The 16,214-nt window shown below is 40.4% G+C and carries 19 protein-coding genes and 1 pseudogene; 4 read left to right on the forward strand and 16 right to left on the reverse strand.

Annotated features, from left to right (window positions below; genetic code table 11):
• Positions 1 to 344: 344 nt before the first annotated feature.
• Positions 345 to 1,313 (forward strand): hypothetical protein, encoded by a 969-nt coding sequence (locus tag IM319_RS18675; RefSeq protein WP_287686161.1) that lies wholly within the window; start codon positions 345 to 347, stop codon positions 1,311 to 1,313.
• A 133-nt stretch (positions 1,314 to 1,446) separates the two neighbouring features.
• On the opposite strand, the gene IM319_RS18680 is transcribed toward IM319_RS18675, so the two are convergent.
• Positions 1,447 to 2,481, reverse strand: coding sequence for a GUN4 domain-containing protein (locus IM319_RS18680; protein ID WP_287736545.1), 1,035 nt, complete (start codon positions 2,479 to 2,481; stop codon positions 1,447 to 1,449).
• Between the two features lie 61 nt (positions 2,482 to 2,542).
• Positions 2,543 to 3,748 (reverse strand): hypothetical protein, encoded by a 1,206-nt coding sequence (locus IM319_RS18685; RefSeq protein ID WP_287736546.1) that lies wholly within the window; start codon positions 3,746 to 3,748, stop codon positions 2,543 to 2,545.
• A 493-nt stretch (positions 3,749 to 4,241) separates the two neighbouring features.
• Between IM319_RS18685 and IM319_RS18690 the strand changes: the two genes are divergently transcribed.
• Together IM319_RS18690 and IM319_RS18695 are read left to right on the forward strand one after the other, a co-directional pair.
• Complete coding sequence (locus IM319_RS18690) at positions 4,242 to 5,666, forward strand: AAA family ATPase (protein WP_287736547.1); 1,425 nt, start codon at positions 4,242 to 4,244, stop codon at positions 5,664 to 5,666.
• Positions 5,663 to 6,262, forward strand: coding sequence for a hypothetical protein (locus tag IM319_RS18695; RefSeq protein ID WP_287675695.1), 600 nt, complete (start codon positions 5,663 to 5,665; stop codon positions 6,260 to 6,262). Before IM319_RS18690 ends, IM319_RS18695 begins: the two co-directional genes overlap by 4 nt.
• Positions 6,263 to 6,275: 13 nt before the next feature.
• On the opposite strand, the gene IM319_RS18700 is transcribed toward IM319_RS18695, so the two are convergent.
• The 13 genes and pseudogenes from IM319_RS18700 to IM319_RS18760 all read right to left on the reverse strand — a co-directional run bounded on the left by IM319_RS18700 (position 6,276) and on the right by IM319_RS18760 (position 14,343).
• The gene (locus tag IM319_RS18700; protein WP_287675694.1) at positions 6,276 to 6,488 is read right to left on the reverse strand and encodes a DUF6887 family protein; all 213 of its coding nucleotides are present in this window, start codon (positions 6,486 to 6,488) and stop codon (positions 6,276 to 6,278) included.
• Positions 6,489 to 6,508: 20 nt separating this feature from the next.
• Positions 6,509 to 7,216, reverse strand: coding sequence for an MBL fold metallo-hydrolase (locus IM319_RS18705; protein WP_287736554.1), 708 nt, complete (start codon positions 7,214 to 7,216; stop codon positions 6,509 to 6,511).
• A 963-nt stretch (positions 7,217 to 8,179) separates the two neighbouring features.
• Positions 8,180 to 8,659: pseudogene (locus IM319_RS18710) on the reverse strand (FAD/NAD(P)-binding protein); the annotation flags it as partial.
• Positions 8,660 to 8,764: 105 nt separating this feature from the next.
• On the reverse strand, positions 8,765 to 8,980 hold the full coding sequence (locus tag IM319_RS18715; RefSeq protein ID WP_287736548.1) for a hypothetical protein: 216 nt from the start codon (positions 8,978 to 8,980) through the stop codon (positions 8,765 to 8,767).
• A gap of 6 nt (positions 8,981 to 8,986) precedes the next feature.
• Positions 8,987 to 9,625, reverse strand: a complete 639-nt coding sequence (locus IM319_RS18720) for a cadmium resistance transporter (RefSeq protein WP_286825175.1) — start codon at positions 9,623 to 9,625, stop codon at positions 8,987 to 8,989.
• A 30-nt stretch (positions 9,626 to 9,655) separates the two neighbouring features.
• A complete protein-coding gene (locus tag IM319_RS18725; RefSeq protein WP_287076879.1) occupies positions 9,656 to 10,231 on the reverse strand; it encodes a Crp/Fnr family transcriptional regulator in 576 nt (191 codons plus the stop codon).
• A gap of 157 nt (positions 10,232 to 10,388) precedes the next feature.
• Positions 10,389 to 11,063, reverse strand: a complete 675-nt coding sequence (locus IM319_RS18730) for a hypothetical protein (protein ID WP_287076876.1) — start codon at positions 11,061 to 11,063, stop codon at positions 10,389 to 10,391.
• 205 nt (positions 11,064 to 11,268) lie between these two features.
• Complete coding sequence (locus IM319_RS18735; protein ID WP_287736549.1) at positions 11,269 to 11,805, reverse strand: MgtC/SapB family protein; 537 nt, start codon at positions 11,803 to 11,805, stop codon at positions 11,269 to 11,271.
• A gap of 33 nt (positions 11,806 to 11,838) precedes the next feature.
• Positions 11,839 to 12,045: a PLP-dependent transferase gene (locus IM319_RS18740; protein WP_287736555.1), complete on the reverse strand. Its 207-nt coding sequence runs from the start codon at positions 12,043 to 12,045 to the stop codon at positions 11,839 to 11,841.
• Positions 12,046 to 12,098: 53 nt separating this feature from the next.
• Positions 12,099 to 13,046, reverse strand: coding sequence for a cysteine synthase A (cysK, locus tag IM319_RS18745; protein ID WP_287736550.1), 948 nt, complete (start codon positions 13,044 to 13,046; stop codon positions 12,099 to 12,101).
• Positions 13,047 to 13,295: 249 nt separating this feature from the next.
• Complete coding sequence (locus tag IM319_RS18750) at positions 13,296 to 13,481, reverse strand: PIN domain-containing protein (RefSeq protein ID WP_158202452.1); 186 nt, start codon at positions 13,479 to 13,481, stop codon at positions 13,296 to 13,298.
• Positions 13,482 to 13,652: 171 nt separating this feature from the next.
• Positions 13,653 to 14,072, reverse strand: coding sequence for a helix-turn-helix domain-containing protein (locus IM319_RS18755; protein ID WP_287736551.1), 420 nt, complete (start codon positions 14,070 to 14,072; stop codon positions 13,653 to 13,655).
• Positions 14,038 to 14,343 (reverse strand): type II toxin-antitoxin system HigB family toxin, encoded by a 306-nt coding sequence (locus tag IM319_RS18760; protein ID WP_158200136.1) that lies wholly within the window; start codon positions 14,341 to 14,343, stop codon positions 14,038 to 14,040. The genes IM319_RS18755 and IM319_RS18760 overlap by 35 nt, the downstream gene beginning before the upstream one ends.
• Before the next feature lie 444 nt (positions 14,344 to 14,787).
• On the opposite strand from IM319_RS18760, the gene IM319_RS18765 reads away from it, so the two are divergent.
• Positions 14,788 to 15,669, forward strand: coding sequence for a pentapeptide repeat-containing protein (locus IM319_RS18765; RefSeq protein WP_287736552.1), 882 nt, complete (start codon positions 14,788 to 14,790; stop codon positions 15,667 to 15,669).
• An 85-nt stretch (positions 15,670 to 15,754) separates the two neighbouring features.
• Here the strand turns inward: IM319_RS18765 and IM319_RS18770 are convergent, their stop codons facing one another.
• On the reverse strand, positions 15,755 to 16,021 hold the full coding sequence (locus tag IM319_RS18770; protein ID WP_287736553.1) for a UPF0175 family protein: 267 nt from the start codon (positions 16,019 to 16,021) through the stop codon (positions 15,755 to 15,757).
• Positions 16,022 to 16,214 lie beyond the last annotated feature (193 nt).

Genomic DNA, 16,214 nt, shown 5'->3' on the forward strand with positions numbered 1-16,214 from the left:
ATGTGGGTCAACATCTCTATCATTGGCTCGGGCTACATCAAATGTTCCCAAAAAATATAGAAGAGCTAATGCAAATTAGCCGCTATCGGTTGAAGGATTACATCAAGGGACAAAGAGCTATATCGCTTGCCCTATCTACCTCCTAGCTCGCTTGTACCCCTCTCAGTTGTAACCCCTAAATCAGGTTTTATGTCAAGCTATTTTGAAAGCCTTGCTAGAAAGCAGTTTTATGGATAAGTATAATTACTCACTTGCATAAATGAGATGCTCCCCTCGTACCGATCATACCAATTCTAAGAGAGCCAAATAAGATTGCAATATCTTAGTTGACAAGTCCTTATTATATGCAATATAATAAAGGACATTTATTTTTATTAAAATTTAGGGCAAAGCTTATGGTGTTGAAGGATGGTTTAAGTGATGATGAGTTTAAGAAATTGATTGAACGACTTTCCTATAGAAAGCAGTACAATCAAGAAGTCGTCACTCTTGATACTGTTAAAGAAAGTCTTCAAGAACTGGGATTATCTGACTTGTTAATGGATAATGACATTGAGGAGGTTCGTAAACAAGTGAATAAAGAATTTAAAAAACAACAAAGAAAAAATTACCTGATATTTGCGTGTGTGTTGTTAGCCTTAACTGCTCCCTTATCTGCTTTTGGCGGTTACAAATTGAAGGAATTGGTTAGCAGTTTTTCTCAGCAATCTAGCAATCCAGACTTAGTTAATTTGTCAGAAGAATCAAAGAGATTGGAGTTGGAAAATGAAGACTTACAAAGGAAAATAAAAGAGCTTGAGGATGAAAATGAATCTTTGAAAAGCTCAAATATACCCAGTCCTTCGGCTTCTGTCGCTTCCGATAATAAAACCGTGTCAGAGCCTTCTTCCTCTAAGGCGATTAATGTTGTTAAAGTTCAATCCTTAATTTTTGAATTTAAGGAATGTAAAAAATCAGAAATTTCTTCAACGCTTCAAAATATCAAATGTTCTTTTTTGGTGACAAGTACGCAAGAGAAAAATAAACTTTATGTACATGGAAATTACAATTCTAATATCAGAACTCGAATGCTTGAAGATGGTAAAGAATTAATTGCAACTAAGGTAGATTTTGGTAGTAATTCTGGTGGTTCCCAAGCCGAAAATATTTTAATAAAGGATACTCCGATAGAAGTTATTCTTACTTTTGAAGACGTTCCACAAAGTATCAAAAAAGTTGGAGTGATTGAAATTAGTTCTTATCTAGAAAGCCCTGACTTTAATGACTATATTAAAGCGGAGTTTCATAATCAAACGTTATCTAATTCTCAATAAGTTCAAGGGGTAATAAGTTTAAGGGGAGTAATGGTGATTTGTGATTTGGCATTTTTTGAAACATAAATCGCCAATTCAAATCTGGGTTGGCGAATTGAAATTAAAAAGAATATTTTTTATTTCAACATATTTTTTATTGCAACAAAGGAATACCGGTTACTTTTTGACAGAGACTTGAAATGAAAGTATCTTCAGCAAAATGTTTGTCACCTAAATTCAATGACCAAGCACTAAAATGGAAGTCTCTCATTTGCTTTTCTGTGGGATATATTTTTCTTCCCTGTAGCCAGGGTAAATGACCGGTTGGAGCGTCTAAATTCCAAGTTAAATCATTGTAACCTAACCACCGCCCATTTTTTCGCCATCCTACACGATTCGCAAAAGCATAGTAGTCTTCACCTTCTTGCTTATAGATAAGAGCTTGAGTGGACAAGCCAAATTTGTCATGGCTATACTTTCTCCAAAGATTATCAAGGATAATTAAGTCATTATCAGATAATTTTTTGAGTTCAGTTGATGATAAAGCCGCATGGGGAATCTGTATAGTGGAGAAATGAGAAGTTGATGTAAATTCTGGTTTATCGGTAGCTTTATAAAGAAGCCGGATCGTTTCCTGATCAGCTTCCAGCCAATTCTGAGCGTTTAGGAGTTGGCGAAGTTTGGCATAATTGACCCCTTTATCGGAAATCAATTCATCCCTGTTTAAAAAATCGTCTACGCTTTTTTGATCTTTAAATCTAAGCGTTTCTTTTTCTGGCAAGTGAGGCAAAATGGCTTCAATGATTATATCTGTATTGTTGTCCCAAGTTAGATATAGCTTATCATTGAGTAACGGAAAATTTTCTAATATTTTTTGTTTTTGTTTATTATCTGAAAATAAGGGAAGCACCTTCGTTTGGTTAGAATAAATTTCTTGATTGAGGACGGCAAAAAGCTCTCGCTTAGGAAAATTTTTGTTTAGAAAAGCTTCACTCAAGACAACGATCACAAAACGAGAGATACTTAAACCCTCATTTACTTTCGCTGTAATACTATCTCCCCATTTAATTTCAGCCCGATCATACCAAATGGTAATATCAGCTTTTTTTAAGCTTGAAACTAAAGGCTCCACAATCAGAGGTTTGTCTTCACTAGCATGACAAATAAATACGTCTTTCATATCTTTCATATAATGATCCTAGATGATTTAATTAGAACAAAATCGTTAACAGATAACGAGCTAGATGTCTTTAAACTTCTGGTTCAGCCTCCTGTTTTATGTCAGAGTTTGATAGTTGTTTTGAGAAAATCCATAATGAACCTACGACTATTGCCAAACTTATCAAGAAAATGACGACTCCTATTATCAGTTTTGAGCTTAGATAATTATTCGACACAAAAGCAATACTTGATGGTAGGTTATCATAAGAGCCGAACTTTAGATTGACAGGAACCTCAAGTAAAATAGACTTTGATGAGCCATCAAACGTTGATTGATAAATTTGGAAACTTTCATGATATTGCAATATCCAAAAAAGCGAATTCTTATTATTAGTCATAGTAAGTACACTAGTGTTATATTTAGGCTCGGCAATCATTAATGGATTTTGTCCATCCAAATCAGAACGGACAATTCCGTCGCCATACTGAGGAAATGAACTAATAGTAAAATATAAAAACTTACCATCTGTTAATAAAGTATCCTCATCATTATTAATGGACAAAACTCCTTCACCTGTCCAGTTTCGTAAAATCGACTGTGCATCAATGGCTAATAAAACGGGATTGCTTATTTCTATTTTTACGAGCAATTCCGTTCGTGTTTTTATCCCTCCAGATTCATTATGTATAACACCATCATCAATATGCATATAAATAAATTTCCCATCGGTTGTTAAACGTTTTGGTATTGTAGATTGCTTTGTAGATTTATCGGGAAATTCAAAAAATACGGAAAAATTTCCCCCATTGATATCAGATCTATAAATAAAAAGCTTTCCTTCTCCTTCTGAATTTCTACCTAGCCAAAAAAGAGACTTCCCATCTGTTATTAAAGAACTAGGAAGCCATCGTACTATTTGAGACCCAGCTTTTTGAGAAAGATCAACAACAACAGATGGTTTCAAACTATCAATATCCATTTTATAAATGTAAGCATTTATAAACTTATAATCCTCATCCATCTTATAACCATAGTCCAGCCAAAAGACCGATTTACCATTGCTAACCAGCTTCATTCCTGTCTGATATTTTTTCTCGATATTAAATGTTTTTAGAATATCAAGAAATACAGAAGGTTCGGTTTCATTACTTCTTAAAATATAAAGTATATTTTCTTCTGTTGTCGTCCAAATTAAATTACCTTCCTTTAGTTGTCCAAAAGCAGGGTACGCGGTTATAACTAGCGACAGTATGAAGAGTAATAAAATAGTCAGTAATCTTAGTGTTTTTTTCATATTTAAGCTAGGTGCAAGTCAATTTGGCTCTCTTGGATTTCGTGTGATAAGCAAAAGCTATAGCTTTTCAAACGGTCTTTGAATAAGGCTTTCAGGGCTTATTTACCCAAGAAGCTAAGTAAAAGCGTAACTTCCACACCCGCATGAATGGCTCCCTAACGGAACCTATCCCTACAATACCAGAATCTCCCCAGAAGCGATCGAGTCCTTAGCAAAAAACAACAAATCGAAGAGTTCGATCGCTTGACATGACCAGAAATTTATAAAACGTAACCCGCCGAGATAGGGATTGAGTTTGTTTGTACGGTGCGATCGCTTCATAAAGGATGAACCTGTAAAGGTTTTAACGCGCTTTTCTATTTCACTTTACCGAACACGTCTACTAACTGGACGGCGAACTGGCTCATGCGGGTTCGGGATGGCGGGGTAGCGATCGGTTTTGAGATGGCTCGCGGTACTATGGTTTATAGTCGTATACAAAAAGCGCGCATCTATGCAAAAAATTATTATTAAAAATTTCGGAGCGATCGAGTACGCTGAAATTGAGATTAAAAAGGTTTTAGTTTTAATCGGTGAACAAGCGAGCGGAAAGAGTACGATCGCTAAGTTGATTTATTTTTTTAAATCACTCAAAGATTATTTATTATCCAAAGATCAACTAAAAACATCAGATTCTCTCGATATATTCTCAAATTTTGTATTTCTTATACAAGAAAGATTTTATGATTTTTTTGGTTCTACACTTCATATACCCAATTTTGAGATAACTTATTATTATAGTCTTGAAAAAAATAAATTTATTAATTTAGTGCTTGATGATGAAAAAAAAATTAATGCCAGTCTCAGCAATAACTTTTTTAATGAAAATATTGAAAAATCTATAAATCAAATTAAAAAACTCTTAGAGGAAGATTTATCTGATGAGGATTTGAATTCTTACGCTCCTAATATAGGCATAATTAGATATATTCAAAGACTTTCTACAATATTAAATCAATCACTAGAATCAGTATTTGAAACAAGCCAGACCGATTTATTTTTTGTAATTGCAAGTAGAAACGTAACAGGAAGCTATTCTAATCAGTTCAATATGCGCTTATTCGCTGGGATACAAAATACACTAGAGAAGAATAATCAAAAATCTTCAAATAACAAACAACAAATTACAGATGATATTTTGATGATTGAATTTATAGAAAAATGTGAGATAATTAAAAATATTTTTGAAAAATTTGATAATTTTGACGGACTAATTAACAGATATGTAGAAGACGAAGCTAAAAAGCATCATCTAATAAATATAATGGAAAAAGTTTATAAAATATTAAAGGGTAGATATTGTATCGATAGTGATGGTGAAAAAATTGTACTAGATAGGCAATCTACGGTTAGTAAAAAATATGTTTATTTGCATAATGCTTCGTCAGGACAAAAGGAATCCATTAGAATATTACAAGATATTTTTCTAAATATTATTAATAATAGAATAATTTTAAGAATAATAGAAGAACCTGAAGCCCATTTATTTCCAGTTGCCCAGAAAAACTTAATTGAACTATTGGCAGTAATGGTCAATCAAAATGCTGATAACCAATTAATTATAACAACCCATAGTCCTTATATATTATCAGTTTTCAATAATTTATTGTTTGCCAAAAGAGTTGTTGAGAAAAATCCATCGGCAAAGTCTGAAGTATCCGAAATAATATCAGAAGATTACTGGTTGAACGCGGCTGAATTTGCCGCGTACTCGCTAGGAAATCAATTTTTAGATGAGGAGGCTAATTATTGTGAATCTATTTTTGATAGTAATACAGGAATGATCGCCCAAAACTATTTAGACACGGTTTCCGAGATGTTAGGGGGTGATTTCAATGAATTATATCAAATTCACGCAAGGACTTTTAAAAGAAAATGATAACGTTTGACGAAATCAAGAGCCATCTATCACAAAAAATAGACAGACTCGCTCAATTTGTACAAATTGAGGAAAGACAGAATTTTTTTATTATAGAGTACGAAAAAACAAAACAGTGTTTTATTATTATTGACATTAAGAAGGATACAAATACCTGTACTTTTAATATTAATATAAATGAAATTTCTATCATAATAGAAGAGTTCGATTATACAAAAATATTTGAAATTAGGAACGCTACCAAAATTGGGTTTATCCCCGTTGATGGTAAGCAGGGTTTTTTAGGGGGTCAATCTCACTGTGACTTTATTGTTTTTGACGTAAATGATTTTTGCTTCGTGGAATTGAAGCTAAACGCTACAAGCGAGAGAAAAATTAAAAAGAATCGAGAAAAAGCGATAGAGCAACTTGTTAGTACAATTAATTTTTTCAATAAAAAGCTAGACAAAAACTATCTAGACTTGAATCTAGAGGCGTATGTCTGTACACCCGAATTTTATCCTAGAGATGATGCGGCTTGGAAGTCTCTAGCGATCGAGTTTCTAGAAAATTACGGGATCGAGCTTTTCGAGAGAAATTATAAAATTTGTAAATAATAGGGCATAGGCTTTATCTTTTCTGTTGTTTATTGCGACGATTTTTGGTCACGAGATCGGGAAAATGGCTTAAATCCTCGATCGACTTCGGCGCGGGATAAATTTCTCCCGGTTCGGCCGTCACCCGATCGAGATAAACTTGAAAAGCCTCCTCATCCTCTCTATGTTCGAGAATATAGGCTCGCAATTCTTCGCGACTCATCGATTCAAATTCACGCTTTATCATACATACCTCCGATCGCCCATTTATATCTGATAATCCATGACGAAAACCACCTTACCACCCCGCGCGTTGGCACTTAAGGCAGCGGTCATCTTCTTCGGATAGGGAAGATTGAGATTATTCATTAACTGAATAAAATCCTGGCGATTGCGGCCGGCGAAACGGGGATTCCAGCGCTTTTCCTCACCGATCGAGGAGACCGTTCTTCCCAGATAATCGTGACAGGGATAGACCAGCGTATCGTCGGGGAGGGTGAATAACTTCTCCGTTACCGTCTTGTAGAGGACTTCCGGCGAACCCTTCTGAAAATCGGTGCGACCGCAACCGCGAATTAAGAGTGCATCCCCCGTTAATAGGCGTTTTTCATCGATGAGATAGGCCATATGACTATCGGTGTGGCCCGGAGTGGCGATCGCTTTTAGCTGCTGACCTGCCACGATCCAGAGGTCGCCATCGCGCACATAACCATCGATATCGTTCACTTCCGCGTTTTCGGGAACGAGGATCGAACAGTTGGTTAACTCCCGTAATCGGTGCGCTCCGGTGATATGGTCGGCGTGGACATGGGTTTCCATCGTGTAGCCTAGAGTTAACCCCAACTGCCAAAGAATCTGCCGATCGCGATCAACCTGTTCGAGAACCGGATCGATTAAAATTGCCTCCCCCGTACCCGAATCAGCGATCAGATAGGTGTAGGTACTCGATTCCCTATCAAAAAGCTGGCGAAAAATCGGCGCTGCCGGCCCGAATGCGAGCGAGTAACCGGCGGGGAGAGAAGTTCTCTCTTTGAGCGATCGCAACAACTCCCGGGCCAGTTCGGCCGCCTGTAAACGCAGTTCGGGAATAGCGGTGGTTTCCCAGAGATCGCCTTTGCGGGGATTTCCCAAGGTGTACAGCGTGTCCGATGCCGTACCGTCTGGCCTGAGAATCGCCCCGTTGTCCGCGGTTTCGATGCCACAATTCAAAGGATGGGGACGGATTAACCCCCGTTGGCGAAGATGAACGACGAGGGGATCGGTTATGGTCGCGTAATCGTTACCCGCGCCGGTACAGTTAATGATTCGATCGATCGGTAGGTTTAACAGGTTTCCCGTTCCCCGTTGACGGATAGTAACCTCTACACAGCCGTTTTTAACCTCAGCACTTTCAATTCTTCCCCCATGATAGGTTAATTGTCCCGATTCTACGGCCTCGTCGAGGATACCGGCGATCTCGTCGGCGAGGCGATGGCGAAGAACCTCCCAATAGGCTTTCAGGTGGCGTAGAAATCTGGCGCGTTCCGCTATCGGCAGACAATGCCATAGACCTTGAGATATCGGGCGTAAGGCGTTTAAAACGGCCCGCCAGTCGTGACCTCGACTCTCTGCGGTTTTTACCTCCGCGCGAATCTGCCGTAGGAGTCCCCGCGTGGTCTGGGGCGCGGTTTCGAGGGTGAGGAACGGGGGATAGGGATCGGTGGGGCGGTGCGTTCGGGGGATCAGGCCATGACGGGAAACCGCGTGGATTTTGCCCGTGAATCCCCTTTGTGCCAGGGAAACCACCATATCCACCATCGTTAACCCCGTACCGACGATCAAGATCGTCCCGTCGGGTTTTAGCTCGGTGAGTGTGTCCGTCTCCCAAGCGTCGCGGAGATAGAGGGAATTGAGAGACGCGAGGGGTTGGGGGACCGTTGCGGGAAAATTGCCCAGCGCCAGAACTACTTTAGCGGCGCTGATTTTCTTGCCTCCTTTTAGGGTAATCGTCGCCTTTTCCCCGTCGAGTACCAGATCGATCGCCGCATCGGTAAATGTTTCCAGACGGTGATCGGCAATGGCGTTTTCCCGCGCTTCTTCTAGGATCGATCGGATGTATTTGCCGTACACTAGACGCGGTACGAAGCTGGCCGGATCGATCGAGCGATAGCCGTTATCCGCTAACCAGTGGAGGAAATGTTCGGGATCGTCCTCGAAGGCACTCATTTTGCCCGCAGGAATATTGAGCAGGTGGCCGCTGTCTCGCGTTCCGTAGGCGATCCCCGTACCGAGGGGTTTTCGGTGATCGATCAGGGCGATCGATAATGGAGTCCCCGTGTCGCGTAATAGGTTCGCCGTCACGAGGGAACCACTAAATCCTCCCCCGATAATGGCGATGTCGAAAGTTGAAGAAAATTGATTCCGGTCAATGTAGCTCATAGATAACTATCGGGGAGGGAATTAGGGGTATGGTATAGGGTGTCCTTGGGGAGAGAAGAAGCGTTTGGTTGAGCATTTAGGTCATCGATAGGCGATGCCCATTTGTTAAAAAATAGTATTAACTCGCCAATGTCGGTTTTTGCAGGAAGCTTCGGCCGCTATCTGTTGTTTTTTAATTCTCATAACAAATCCTTTTTTAATAGCATGATTAACTCCCAAGTTATCGATTGTTTCTCCCTGCTCTGGTGTTCCCCACTCTGCTAGACCTTTTAAGGAGGATTTAGTATTACTTGGTCTAGCCAAAAGACGATTTTTAGGCATTATTATTTAATACATTAAAAATAAACGATAGGATTTGCTGTCAATTAAGATATAAATCCCTAGAACAATATAGATAAAAGGACTAATTTTATGTCCGTAGTTTGTAACCACTTTAGCTATCCTGGGATGGGTAATCAAAAAATAGGCTAGGGCGCACCAAATCCCCATCATGAGATAAAAAATTATCATGATAATTAAGACGTGCATCGGGGAATTATTGGCAAAAAGAGAGGTATAGATACCAATATTATCACCACCATTAGCCACGGTCACGGCAGCAACGTAATAGGTTTGGGAGGGAAAACGAGGAACAAAGGAGCGATTTCTAGAAGAATTAACATCTTCTCTTACTTCTTGAATGTAATCCTCATTTTCCCTTGACAAAAGTTGTTTAATGCCGATAATTAGAGGAATAAATCCTAATAGACCAATCCATTCTTTAGAAACCAGTAACCCAAATAGTAAACCGAGGGAACTAGCTAGGAGAATGAGGGTAAAACCGAGGTATTGACCAATAATCAGGTGTCGAGGTCGAAAATTAGCATTAAGTCGCGAGAAAAACAACATTAGCACCATCAGATCATCAAGATTTGTGGCTACAAAACTCGTCACGCTAGTAATTAAAAGGGTTACTAACCAATTCATAGATTGAAAAAAGAGATAATCCTTCCCATTCTAAATCTCGTAGTGCCAGATTTCCTCCTCTCGTAAAAGAAGACGATGGACAGGAAGACGTTCCACGGACCCCTGTTGTTCAAGATGATTAAGTGCGCGGGTAATAGTGACTCTAGTAGTTCCTAATAAGTCAGCGATATCCTGATGAGTTAGACGCACATCAATTAATTGTCCGGTACCGGTTTGTTTGCCAAATTGATTGCCTAACCATGCCAGTAATTTCAAGACCATAATATCAGTACGTTTGTAGCTACGAATAATACTTAGTTCTTGTGCTTGCTGAAGATGAGACAGCAGAATTTCTGCCATTTGATAACTCTCAACTGTGGAAAAGGAAACTGCTTGTACAGGACTAATGCACTCAACTTGATAGGGATTGACTCTCTCTAGGGTTTTACCGACAAAACTGCCAGGTCCCCACAATCCCAAGACGATCAGGGTTCCATCTTCTAACCAAGTGGAGGTTTTCACGACTCCACTCTCGATTTTCCAGAAATTAGGATTTCTGAGGGGCAAAATTGCCCGATTATCAAAGTGCCAGCGATGGGGGGTTGGTGGTTGATAGGTAAGCGTCATGATTGATAATTAATTTTGATTAGGTACTTAGTCAGTCAAAAGCACGAGGCTGTCGGGAAAGGGGCTTTTTAGACAAGTTAAGGGTTTTTTGAGAATTTTGGGGTAAAAATGATAATTACCCCAAAAAAGACTGATTTTATGCCCTTGCAAGCCCTATTTATTTCGGGGTGTTAGTCTTCTCCAGTTCCGTCGTGGCCGAGGAGATCAGTTCTTGCCAAGCTCGATCGCTTTCCTGTAGAGTCTGTTTAACCGCGTCGATGGTCTTTTCCACGCGAGTTTTCAGGAAAGGGGAAGCACTGTCTTTGAGTCGTTCGGTGTCGTCGGCTAAGATATCGATCGTCTCGGAGGTATTAACGAGGCTCTTTTCTAGGGTAATAAGGTTGTTTTGCAGGGTTTCACTGAGTTTAGCCCCGGATTTGGTCAATTTTTTCGTCAATTTACTCACTTTTTCCCCTAGATCGTCAATATTATCCGCTAAGTCCTCTAGGTTGTCCTGTTGAGCTTCGATAATCTTCTTGTCGAGAGAAGGAGCGGCTAGTTGAGCATTTAGGTCATCGATAGCCGATTTTGCGGCTTGGATGGCTTTTTCATAGGCAATTTGGGCATCTTCGAGAATTTTTGGGCTAGAAACCTCATTTTTTTTCTTAACTGGTTCCACCACGGTGCCACCCGTTGCCGTGGCACGGTCGATGACGGCCAACTGTTCGGGGAGTAGGGGCAAGGCGATCGCATTTACTCTTCCCCCTAGGAGCAAAGTGACAGTTAAGAGGAAAATCAGCAGCCGGAAAACTTGATTTTTGAGGCTTTGAAAGCTCTTATTTCGGTTGATCATGATTTGATTTTCTCCTGTTCGGAAAATTGGTTAGTCTATCTGGATTTTATCATATCCAATTTTTATTTAACAAGAAATTTTATAAATAATTTATTGTATTTTTTGCCAATAAATTGCAGACAAAAATATAATCTTTTTGAGCCAAAAGCTAGTAAAGAAAAGCTTTTGCTCTCTCAAAGAAAATTAATTTTTATCAGTTTTTTTATTAATGAGATGCTGAACTATCCGATGGTTTTATTTCTTGATTAATCGGAGATATTTTCTTACGACCTTTAATATATTTGCCTAAAGATTTATTTTTCTTAAGTCGTTTAATGCCACTTAAAGTGCACAGAGAGAATAGAGTTCCCACCAGAACCATCTGCCATAAACCGCAACCAGAAGCCGCGCCTAATCCTGCAGCTAACCAGATAGTCGCCGCCGAAGTCAAACCTTTTACTTGTACCTTATTTAGTTCCCGATGGGATTGTTGTAGGATGATTCCCGCCCCTAAAAAACCGACACCAGAAGCGACCCCTTGAATAGTGCGACTGAGAGCATTAGAAGACGCATAACCCACATCACCCTCTGCTTGTAGGGGAATCATCACGAACAGGGCAGCCCCGAGACTAACGATAATAAAAGTTCTCAATCCGGCGGGACGACCGCCTCGCTGTCGGTTATAACCAATCAGACAGCCGACGGCCATAGCCATACTCAGCCGAAAAATAATCGTTTGCCAATCTTCCGAGTCAAAAAACATTGCTTAACCCATCAAATGAGATAAAAACTTCGCCTAACCAATCAAGGCCTTTTCCAGATCCCGCTTTAAATCGTTCCTATTCTCGATCCCGATCGATAATCGTAGTAAAGCCGGTGTTATACCTCGTTTTAAGCGTTCTGTTTCTGGCATTGCTGCGTGAGTCATCAAAGAGGGATAACAGACCAAAGACTGTCCTAGGGACTTGCGCTTTGATAATGTACCATTTAGGGCTTGTCTGATTCTTCTACAGAGCGATTATCTGGCTGGGATATTATTCCTACGCAAGTCCCCTATTAGTCGATATCTTCGAGGTCTTTAAACAGGGCCGTGCTGAGGTAACGTTCCCCGAAACTAGGCTGAATCATGACGATTAATTTATCTTCGTTTTCGGGTCTTTTGCCCACCTGAATCGCCGCCCATAAAGCGGCCCCGGCCGAGATGCCGGATAGTAATCCTTCCTGACGAGCTAACCGTCGCGCGTAGGCAAAAGCCTCCGTATCATCGACGATAATCACCTCATCGATTAATTCGGGGCGGAAAATTGCCGGGATAAAACCGGCACCGATGCCTTGGATTTTGTGCGGCCCCGGTGGTCCCCCCGATAAGACGGGACTATTAGAGGGTTCAACTGCGATCGCTTGAAATTGGGGACGACGGGGTTTAATGGTTTCGGCAATACCGGTAATGGTTCCCCCGGTTCCCACGCCACCAATAACCATATCTACCTGGCCGTCGGTATCGGCCCAGATTTCTTCGGCGGTGGTTTCCCGGTGAATTTTCGGGTTGGCCGGGTTGCGGAACTGTTGCAAACTATAGGCGTTGGGGGTATTTTCGACTATTTCCTCGGCCCGGGCGATCGCTCCTTTCATGCCTTGGCTACCCGGGGTTAACTCTAATTGCGCCCCGTAAGCTTTTAACATTGCCCGTCGTTCTAAACTCATGGTTTCAGGCATAGTCAGGACTAGGCGATAGCCTTTGGCCGCCGCTACCATGGCCAGGGCGATGCCGGTATTACCGGAAGTGGGTTCCACCAGAATTGTTTTATCGGGGTGAATCAGTCCAGCGGCTTCAGCGTCCTCCACCATACTGACACCAATGCGATCTTTAACCGAGGCGGCCGGGTTCATGCTTTCCAGTTTGACCACGATGCGGGCTTTTACTCCCTCTGCCACTGGGATGCGATTCAGTTGGACTAGGGGAGTCCGTCCTACCAATTGGGTGATGTCTCTTGCGATCGGCATAATCCCACTTGCTTTATACTTGTTGGCTATTTTGATTATATATGTATTTAAAATGTTTTGCAATACTTTTGAGTTAGAGTAGGTGGGTTACGGCAAATACCTAGGGTTGGCTGATGAGCTTCGCCGAACGTCCGAACGTCCTGAAAATGGATAAAACCCCACACCCCACACCCTAACCCCGCCAACAAACTTTTTGCCGCAAACCCTAAGTAGATATTCATACACAGCAACAATAGAACTAACTGTAACTTAGCTAAATGGATTGAAAAGCAAAATCTCGCAGCCTTCAAAGTCACGAATATTGTGCGTTACTAAAGTCAGTTTATGAATTTTAGCTGTTGCGGAAATTAGCATATCAGCTTCAGAACGAGTTTTGCCTTGAGTTCTTAATTTTACTCGTATTTCACCTGCATATAAAGCAATTTCAAAACTAATTGGTAAGTACCGCGCGCAAAATTAATTACTCATTTCCCTGTAAAGCTAAAATCGCTGTATTTTTTTCTGTTCCCTGTTCCCTTTCACGACCAAGATTAGCCATTTGTTTAATTTTCTTCCAGTTAAGTAGATATTCATATTATAACCAACCATCACCTGCATCGTACAAATTTACTGAGTAGATAAAAATAAACTTGAGTCAACGTGAAAAAACTGTCCTAACTTTACAGCTTGTTTTTCTGTTATTATTTGTTTGCCAATAAGAATATCAGAAACTATTGTTCTTGAACCTAGTATATCTGATAAATCTTTTTCTTGTAAGTTGTTAGCTTCCATGAGTTCCCGGAGTATTGAATGGGGTTCTGATTCTTCAATGGGATAATTCTCTTGTTCGTATTTTTCGATTAAAGTCAAGAGTAAATTTAACAAGGTGGTTTCTTCTAGACTTCGATTTTCTCGATGAGATAAGGCTTCAGCTAGGGTAATAGCCTGTTCGTTTTCTGCATCGTTTTCTATCACTTTTGGTAGATACTCGGCTAGTAACCTTCCGTAGGTATCACAGTCCAAAGTAAGGGTCATTTTTCCACTCATCTTTGTCATACTCCGCGTGAGTCAAAATGTACTTGATGTAAATTACTTGGTCTTTGTAAACGATATCTACAATTAGACGATAGCGATTACCTTTGATATTAAAGACCGTGAAATTACCAACTGCTTCTGCTTGAGAATACACAGCTTGAACTTCAGCCAGGTTTTTCCACTCTGCTTTACTAGCAATTTTATACCAAGTATTAATGGCATTGGCAGCATCAGCGTGTTTTCCAGAAAATCGCCGCAGTTTTTTACGGCTGATGATGTGCATATTCTTATTGATTTAGAATAGCTCTTGTATTCTAGTTTATCATAGCCTTACTTGCGCCACCAACCCGAAAACCAGTGCCACAAGCGACGCAACCATCATTTTAACTCCTCCCAGTTTGTCGCTGTTGGGAGAAGATAGTCAGCAAGTTACCTACATCCTCAGCCAGAGCGCTCGCGTATTCTGGATGTGCGAAACCATCCCCAAAACGGGAGGAATACTTAGCAAAGGCAAAGGAATATGTGCGTGAGGTGGGGGAGGATGCTTGGGAACAGCTGCAACAGGCTCAGGGGGTCGAGCTTTCGTGATCAAAAAATTAGCTCAACCTAGCCCGATCTAGGTTAGAATAGTTAGAATAGTGGCAGTGGTAGGCGAGAAGTCAGAGATAAGGCTAACGGCATTAGTTCCTATCCTTCGCCACTAAAACTTAATATGGGGTATTGATAAATGAGTTTTGACGACTTAATTCAAGAATTAGACTATTTAATCAAAGAATTCGCTGAAATTGATGCCATTAAAGATCCTCTAAACAAACAATATATACTTGAGAGCCTCTCAAAAAAAAGCAAGATAGGAAACGAAGCCTATACTAAGTTATTCAATATATATCAGGCGAAAAAGAAAGAGGATAAATGGATCGGTTGCTGGTACACCGCTCCCTGGGCATATCTTGAAAAAGGGATCGAATGGGTGGCTGTAAGGCTGAATGAAATGGACATATTCAAGATCATTCAGCAAATCGGCAACATAACAATAGTCTTTTCTGTTGCTTCGTTGATTTGGAGTGTAATCCCTAACAAAAATCAGGAAATCGAAGAAGCTTGGAAGGTAGTAGAATCACAAGATAATATACGTAAAACTAAGTGGATTGCCCTTGAAAAACTTAATAAATATGGACAGTCATTAGAGTATCTAGATTTGTCAAAAAAAGACCAAAACAGATATGGAGCTTATTTGAACGAGATTAATTTGAAAGGAGCCAATCTATATCGTGCATCTCTCATAAGAGCATTAGTTAAGGAAGCGAATCTTGAAGGAGCTAATCTTCAGAGATCTGAACTTACAGGGGTTGTCTTTGCGAACACTAACCTCAGCAGAGCGCAACTTCAAGAAGCGGATATTGAACAGGCCGTTTTCGATCAAGCCAATATCAAAGAAGCTGACTTTAGAAGAGCTAAAAACCTAAATCCACAACAAATTATATCTGCGTGTTTTTGGGAACAGGCAATATTCGACGAGGAGTTCCAAAAAAGACTAAATAAGTACATAGAGGAAAAACGAAAGAATTCATCATCTGTCACAACTGTTGACTGTAGCAGATGGCAGTAGAAAAACTGAACATACAGTTTTTGTAGGATCATAATTTGGTCAATCAATAGCAGGTAGCAAATCGGGTAAGTATCAGAGACAACTATCATTTCGCTCTGAGTTCTTTAAGAGTTTGCAGATCGCGTTCTAGTTCAGTTTCATCATAATTAAGATAGACTCCCATCCGCTTTAAGAAAGCATGAGTTTCTAAGCGAGAAGGTAATTGAAGGATTCGTCGCACTTCAGCCGTACTCACTGCACCAGAACGGTAAGCATCAGCAATAACTACTTCCAGCAGTTTATGAGCCAGAGCATCTCCTGTTTGACCTAATCTCTGGGCAATTTCGTCGGGAATATCAACAGTGATTTGCATAAAATTATTGGGGCAGCCACCAGTTAGTTCTATCATAGGTGAAATAGAGAGGGTTGACATCCTCGCCGCCGTAAAACGGACGGCGATTCCTCACCACGCCACTTTTTTAGGGTGGTCGCGTCAACGGGGTTGACGCAGATAGCGAAAAACGCTTAATTGCTTAAGTCTGACACTTTCGACCCGTCCGTTTTCA

Origin of the sequence: Microcystis sp. M113S1 (assembly GCF_020246945.1) — a bacterium.
In the GTDB taxonomy this organism is placed as follows: domain Bacteria; phylum Cyanobacteriota; class Cyanobacteriia; order Cyanobacteriales; family Microcystaceae; genus Microcystis.

What these genes read in the sequence shown, in the direction of transcription:
- IM319_RS18720 (WP_286825175.1), bottom strand. Translation starts at nt 9,625, where the DNA reads ATGAATTGGTTAGTAACCCTTTTAATTACTAGCGTGACGAGTTTTGTA.
- IM319_RS18755 (WP_287736551.1), bottom strand. Translation starts at nt 14,072, where the DNA reads ATGAGTGGAAAAATGACCCTTACTTTGGACTGTGATACCTACGGAAGG.
- IM319_RS18700 (WP_287675694.1), bottom strand. Translation starts at nt 6,488, where the DNA reads ATGATAAAGCGTGAATTTGAATCGATGAGTCGCGAAGAATTGCGAGCC.
- IM319_RS18725 (WP_287076879.1), bottom strand. Translation starts at nt 10,231, where the DNA reads ATGACGCTTACCTATCAACCACCAACCCCCCATCGCTGGCACTTTGAT.
- IM319_RS18690 (WP_287736547.1), top strand. Translation starts at nt 4,242, where the DNA reads ATGCAAAAAATTATTATTAAAAATTTCGGAGCGATCGAGTACGCTGAA.
- IM319_RS18715 (WP_287736548.1), bottom strand. Translation starts at nt 8,980, where the DNA reads ATGCCTAAAAATCGTCTTTTGGCTAGACCAAGTAATACTAAATCCTCC.
- IM319_RS18760 (WP_158200136.1), bottom strand. Translation starts at nt 14,343, where the DNA reads ATGCACATCATCAGCCGTAAAAAACTGCGGCGATTTTCTGGAAAACAC.
- IM319_RS18680 (WP_287736545.1), bottom strand. Translation starts at nt 2,481, where the DNA reads ATGAAAGATATGAAAGACGTATTTATTTGTCATGCTAGTGAAGACAAA.
- IM319_RS18695 (WP_287675695.1), top strand. Translation starts at nt 5,663, where the DNA reads ATGATAACGTTTGACGAAATCAAGAGCCATCTATCACAAAAAATAGAC.
- IM319_RS18730 (WP_287076876.1), bottom strand. Translation starts at nt 11,063, where the DNA reads ATGATCAACCGAAATAAGAGCTTTCAAAGCCTCAAAAATCAAGTTTTC.
- IM319_RS18675 (WP_287686161.1), top strand. Translation starts at nt 345, where the DNA reads ATGCAATATAATAAAGGACATTTATTTTTATTAAAATTTAGGGCAAAG.
- IM319_RS18765 (WP_287736552.1), top strand. Translation starts at nt 14,788, where the DNA reads ATGAGTTTTGACGACTTAATTCAAGAATTAGACTATTTAATCAAAGAA.
- IM319_RS18685 (WP_287736546.1), bottom strand. Translation starts at nt 3,748, where the DNA reads ATGAAAAAAACACTAAGATTACTGACTATTTTATTACTCTTCATACTG.
- cysK (WP_287736550.1), bottom strand. Translation starts at nt 13,046, where the DNA reads ATGCCGATCGCAAGAGACATCACCCAATTGGTAGGACGGACTCCCCTA.
- IM319_RS18770 (WP_287736553.1), bottom strand. Translation starts at nt 16,021, where the DNA reads ATGCAAATCACTGTTGATATTCCCGACGAAATTGCCCAGAGATTAGGT.
- IM319_RS18735 (WP_287736549.1), bottom strand. Translation starts at nt 11,805, where the DNA reads ATGTTTTTTGACTCGGAAGATTGGCAAACGATTATTTTTCGGCTGAGT.